The following is a 1154-nucleotide window of genomic DNA, read 5'->3' as shown; positions in this document are numbered from 1 at the left end:
ACTTAAAACAGTTGATGCTAATGATCCGGCCAAGTTTTTCCCAACCATAGTGCGTAACCAATGCATTGACCTGCATTTCAAGGGTTACACCGTGTAAAGGGTCTTTTGAATTATGCGCATTCATATGGCATCCATGATTCTCGTGTTAGGGGTCGATCTGGTTGGGAAGGGTACAAGAAAGCAGGACTGTGGGCAATGTAACATGTTGTTTATGAGATCTACTGTGGAATTGACCAAGTAGCAGAAATATCAAATGAGCCAGAATACTGTGGGTGATATAGCTACTTCACCCAATACCAAATGGTTTGCCCAGACCGGAACGGGTGGGACGCAGGTAGACCAGCAAGATGGGTTGCCTGGGAAGAGCGAGAGGGTGTTAGAGTTCGTGTGGTATACGAGCCAGCTAGTGGGAAAATAGTAACAGCGTTCCCGGATAATAATCCGACTCCTCCATCTTTAAAGTTAATTAAGAAATAGTGTGGGCACAATGGATATTAATGACAAAATTAGATCTTTAGGTGAAGGGTTAAAGGATCGGTTGGATCCTTCGCTAGTTGACTTTGCCTTAGATTATATTGGGTTCTCAGAGAACGTATTAGCATTCGAAACGCTATGTGATCACATCGCTGATTATGATGTTGTGATTAGCAAAGATGAATACACACAAGTGCTTAAAATAGCTAATGATCTTGGACTAGAAATAGATAGTAGATATACATATATCAATCCAGAGAAATAACATCCTGATAGCTATGACTAATCCCGGCCTCAGTCCGGGATCTTCTTCTTAACCGTCAGCAGAGCGTCGGCATCAGTTCGGGTGACCCGATTGACGTGACCTGCTTCCCATTGATTAATACACCGCGATGTTAGTAATGTCTTCATAAGCCACATGAGGACATCCCCATGAAGAAGCGTGTTTCGAGGCTATCCGGCGACGATTCACTAACGCAATAAAATGGAGGTATCTCAAAATTCACAACATGCTGATTTCGGTGGTTACACCAACAAATCATGAAGTAATAGACCCATGGAGGTTAATTAACTTATGTTGTGTGATAATTAAGTTCACCGATCAGTTTGCTATTATCCCTCTGTTTTGAATAATTTTTCCTAGGCCAAATATAATATTTCTCCCAGAGTACTTCATGAAC

The 1154-nt window shown here is 41.9% G+C and carries 2 protein-coding genes; one reads left to right on the top strand and one right to left on the bottom strand.

The genetic code is table 11. The annotated features are described in order from the left end of the window. Positions 1-124, bottom strand: a 124-nt coding sequence (locus KCR01S_RS25310) for a VF530 family DNA-binding protein (protein WP_156478815.1), incomplete at its 3' end; no start/stop codon positions are given. A gap of 363 nt (positions 125-487) precedes the next feature. On the opposite strand from KCR01S_RS25310, the gene KCR01S_RS23585 reads away from it, so the two are divergent. Next, entirely contained in the window at positions 488-739 is a 252-nt protein-coding gene (locus KCR01S_RS23585; RefSeq protein WP_059180798.1) for a MafI family immunity protein, read from the top strand. Positions 740-1154 lie beyond the last annotated feature (415 nt).

The organism is Kluyvera cryocrescens NBRC 102467 (assembly GCF_001571285.1).
GTDB lineage: Bacteria > Pseudomonadota > Gammaproteobacteria > Enterobacterales > Enterobacteriaceae > Kluyvera > Kluyvera cryocrescens.
Note: the sequence above shows the minus strand (reverse complement) of the source record. Positions and strands in the feature narration are given on the sequence as shown.

Excerpts from the sequence above, each read along its gene's own strand:
- KCR01S_RS23585 (WP_059180798.1), top strand. The coding sequence starts at position 488 with ATGGATATTAATGACAAAATTAGATCTTTAGGTGAAGGGTTAAAGGAT.